The sequence below is a fragment of the Methylobacterium platani genome, assembly GCF_001653715.1.
Taxonomy (GTDB): domain Bacteria; phylum Pseudomonadota; class Alphaproteobacteria; order Rhizobiales; family Beijerinckiaceae; genus Methylobacterium; species Methylobacterium platani.
In genome coordinates, this window is the sequence record NZ_LWHQ01000082.1 from 3,330 (window position 1) to 7,512 (window position 4,183).

At 71.5% G+C, this 4,183-nt stretch carries 3 protein-coding genes; all 3 read right to left on the reverse strand.

The window, feature by feature from the left end; all coding sequences use genetic code 11:
* Nucleotides 1-79: 79 nt before the first annotated feature.
* From A5481_RS29675 to A5481_RS29685, 3 genes are read right to left on the reverse strand one after another with little or no spacing between them, the layout of a single operon-like run.
* Nucleotides 80-2,305 (reverse strand): xanthine dehydrogenase family protein molybdopterin-binding subunit, encoded by a 2,226-nt coding sequence (locus tag A5481_RS29675; RefSeq protein ID WP_048434263.1) that lies wholly within the window; start codon nucleotides 2,303-2,305, stop codon nucleotides 80-82.
* 22 nt (nucleotides 2,306-2,327) lie between these two features.
* Entirely contained in the window at nucleotides 2,328-3,296 is a 969-nt protein-coding gene (locus A5481_RS29680) for an FAD binding domain-containing protein (RefSeq protein ID WP_048434264.1), read from the reverse strand.
* An 11-nt stretch (nucleotides 3,297-3,307) separates the two neighbouring features.
* A complete protein-coding gene (locus A5481_RS29685) occupies nucleotides 3,308-3,979 on the reverse strand; it encodes a 2Fe-2S iron-sulfur cluster-binding protein (protein ID WP_048434265.1) in 672 nt (223 codons plus the stop codon).
* Nucleotides 3,980-4,183: the final 204 nt, after the last annotated feature.

Genomic DNA, 4,183 nt, shown 5'->3' on the forward strand with positions numbered 1-4,183 from the left:
CCGGACAGCCCTGCCGCCCGCGGGGAGAGGAGAAGCCTGTGCCTTCTTTTCGAATGCTGGCGCTAGTGCCAGCGGCGCACTACGCCCGCCGCTGCCCCATCTCCTTCGCGGTGAACCCCTCCAGGATCTTGTCCAGGGTCAGCGGATAGTCCCGGATCCGGATCCCGGTCGCGTTGTAGACTGCGTTCGCCACCGCGGCGCCCGCGCCGCAGATCCCCAGTTCGCCCAAGCCCTTGCTCTTCAGCGGGTTGGCCTTGTCGTCGAGCTCGGGGAGGAACACCGCGTCGATCTCCGGCAGGTCGGCGTGGACCGGCACGTGGTACTCGGCGAGGTCGTGGTTGACGAAGGTGCCGTAGCGCGGATCGACCTCGATCGCCTCCATCAAGGCGGCGCCGACGCCGAACACCATGCCGCCGATCGCCTGCGAGCGCGCGGTCTTGGGGTTGAGGATGCGCCCGCCGGTGAACACGCCGAGCATCCGCCGCAGCCGGATCTCGCCGGTATCGGCATCGACCCCGACCTCGGCAAAGTGCGCGCCGTAGGAATATTGCGAGAACTTCTTCTCGTTCTCGCCCGGCATGATCTCGCCCTCGGCCTCGAGACCCGGCCCGATCAGGTCGCGCAGGGCCGCCGAGCGGTTGCCCGAGGTGATCCGGCCGTCGGTGAAGACGGCGTTCTTGGGCTCCAGGTCGGTTTTCGCCAGGAGCTGCCCGCGCAGCGCCTCGCAGGCCATGTAGAGCGCCGAGCCCGACGAGGCGGCGCCGAACGAGCCGCCGGAGCCCGACGACATCGGGTCGGCGGTGTCACCGAGGATCATCCGCACCTGCGAGACCTTCACGCCGAGCATCTCGGCGGCGATCTGGCTCAGGATCGTGTAGGTGCCGGTGCCGATGTCGGTCATCGCCATCCGGGCGGTCAGCGTCCCGTCGGGATCAAGCCGCACCCGCGCCTTGGCCCGCTGGAGCGGGTTGAGGCGCGCCGCCGCCGAGACGCCGGTGCCGACCATCCACTGCCCGTCCCGCACCGAACCCGGCTTCGGATTGCGCCGGTCCCAGCCGAAGCGCCGCGCGCCCTCCTGCAGGCAGGGCACGAGCTGGCGGGTCGAGAAGGGTACGTGCTTCTCCGGGTCCTGGGCCGGCTCGTTGCGGATGCGCAGCTCGATCGGGTCGAGGGCCAGCGCCTCGGCCAGCTCGTCCATGGCGCATTCGAAGGCCAGCATCCCGACCGCCTCGCCGGGCGCCCGCATCGAGGAGGCGAGCGGCAGATTGAGGTTCGCGAGCCGATGCGCCGTCAGGCGGTTGGGGGCGGCGTAGAGCGAGCGGGTGACGTTGGCCGAGGTCTCGAAGAAGCTGTCGCCCGGCGCGGTGTCGGACCAGGATTCGTGGGCGATGGCGGTGAGCTTGCCGTCGCGGTCGGCGCCGAGGCGGACCCGCTGCACCGTGTCCGAGCGCCGGGTCGTGACGTGGAAGACCTGCTGGCGGGTGAGCGCGATCTTCACCGGCCGGCCGTTCAGGTTCTTCGAGGCGAGGGCCGCCAGGATCGCGTCGGCCTGCGGCTGGAGCTTGCCGCCGAAGCCGCCGCCGATGAAGCGGCTGATCAGCCGGACATTGTCCCTCTGTAGCTTGAACACCGCGGCCAGCGCATCCTGGCCGCGATTGGGCATCTGGTTGGCGGTGATGAGGGTAACCTTGTCACCCTCCCACGCCGCGATCGTGGCGTGCGGCTCCATCATCGCGTGGCTCTGCACCGGGGTGGTGTAGCGCGCGTCGATCTTTACCGGGGCCGACGCGAAGCCGGCCTCGAAGTCGCCGAGGGACGAATCCGGCGGCGTGCGCGCCTTCTCGGGCTTCTTCGCCTCTCCGAGCGCGTCGGCGAGCACGTACGAGCCCTTCTGCTCGTCATACGTCACGCGGATGGCGGCCGCCGCGGCGCGGGCCTCCTCGAAGCTCTCGGCGACGACGAGGGCGACCGGCTGGCCCCAATGCCTGATCTCGGTATCGGCGAGCAGCGGGCCGACCTGCTCCTTCTTCTCGCCCTGGGGCGGCACGTTGCGGTGGGTGAGCACGTGGACGACGCCCGGCATCCGCTCGGCGGCCGCGGTGTCGATGTCCGTGATGCGCCCTTTGGCGATCGTCGCCGTGACGACGAAGCCGTAGCCGGGATTCGCCATTTCCCGGCTCTCGTAGGCGTAAGTGGCGTGGCCCGTCACCTTGAGCGGGCCGTCGACGCGGTCGATCGGCTGGCCCACCGGGCCGTCGGGGTGCATGTCGAGGGGCGTGACGCCGATCGGCTGGCTCATGTCCATGGCTGTTCTCCGATTCCGGCGATCAGGCGCGCGTCGCCTCGGCGACGGCGGCCGCGAGGGTGCGCTTGGCGAGCGGGATCTTGAAGTCGTTGGCGCCGTGGCCGCGGGCGCCCCGCAGGGCCGCCTCGCCGGCGGCGCCCGCACCCTCGCGCACCAGCGCCTCTTCGGCCTCCGCCACCCGCCAGGGCTTGGGGGCGAGACCGCCGAAGGCGAGACGCGCCGAGCGGATCGTGCTCCCGTCGGCCTCGATGATCGCCGCCACCGACACGAGGGCGAAGGCATAGGACGCCCGGTCGCGCACCTTGCGGTAGACGTGGCGGCCGCGCACCGGCGCCGGCAGGGTCACGGCGGTGATGATCTCGCCGGGCTTGAGTGTGGTCTCGACCTGCGGCGTGTCGCCGGGCAGGCGGTGCAGGTCGGCGATCGGGATCCGTCGCTCGGCCCCCTCCGGCGTCACGGTCTCGACCGTGGCGTCGAGCGCCCGCATCGCCACCGCCATGTCGGAGGGGTGGGTGGCGATGCACTGGTCGGAGGTGCCGACCACCGCCAGGATGCGGTTGAAGCCTCCGATCGCCGAGCAGCCGGAGCCGGGCTGGCGTTTGTTGCACGGCATCGCGGTGTCGTAGAAGTACGGGCAGCGGGTGCGTTGCAGGAGGTTGCCGGCGGTGGTCGCCTTGTTGCGCAGCTGGCCCGAGGCGCCGGCGAGCAGCGCGCGCGAGAGCACGCCGTAGTCGCGCCGGACCCGCTCGTCGGCGGCGAGATCGGAATTGCGCACCATCGCGCCGATGCGCAAGCCCCCCTCCCGGGTCGCCTCGATCGTGTCCAGGGGCAGGCGGTTGACGTCGACGAGGTGGGTCGGCGTCTCGATCTGCAGCTTCATCAGGTCGAGGAGGTTGGTGCCCCCGGCGATGAAGCGGGCATTCGGCTGCGCGACGACCGCCTTGGCCGCCTCCGCCACGCTGGCGGGGCGCTCGTAGGTGAAAGCCTTCATCGGTCGTCCCCTCAGAGCCGCGTCGCGGTGCCGCCGGCGTCGCGGATCGCCGCGACGATGTTCGGGTAGGCGGAGCAGCGGCAGATGTTGCCGCTCATCCGCTCGCGGATCTCCGCGTCGGTCAGCGCGACCTTCTCGGTCAGGTCCTGCGTCACGGTGCTGGGCCAGCCGGCCTTGGCCTCGTTCAGCATCCCGGCGGCCGAGCAGATCTGGCCGGGCGTGCAGTAGCCGCACTGGAAGCCGTCATGCTTGACGAAGGCGGCCTGGAGCGGGTGCAGCTGGTCGCCCTCCGCCAGACCTTCGATGGTCTTGATCTCGTCGCCCTCGTGCATCACCGCCAGCGTCAGGCAGGAATTGATCCGCCGGCCGTTCACCAGCACCGTGCAGGCGCCGCACTGGCCGTGGTCGCAGCCCTTCTTCGAGCCGGTCAGCCCGATGCGCTCGCGCAGGGCGTCGAGGAGCGTGGTGCGGGGATCGACTTCGAGGGGCCGGGCCTGGCCGTTGACCTGGAGGGTCACCGGCATGCGAGGCGTGGCGGGCTCGGCGGCGAGCGCCGGGGGCATCTGCGGCGCCGGAGGGGGCGCCGCCTGGACGCGGCCGGCAAAGCCCAGCACGGCCGCCGCGGCGACGCCGCTCTCCAGAACGCTCCGGCGCGTCGGGCGTGGGGAATCGGACTTGTCCATGGGGCCTCCCGGCCGAGAACGAGGTGACGACGCGAGGGCGCCTGCGCCAGCTCGGCCGTTGGGCCGCGACGCGATTGCTCACCAAACGTTCCGTGGGGCGGAGGGGTCCCGGGGCACGGGTGGGGTGCGGCATCGCGTGCGGGATGTGCTCAATCGGTGGACCGCTCGCGCTCGACCCTCCCCCCTCTGCGGGGGAGGGTGGTC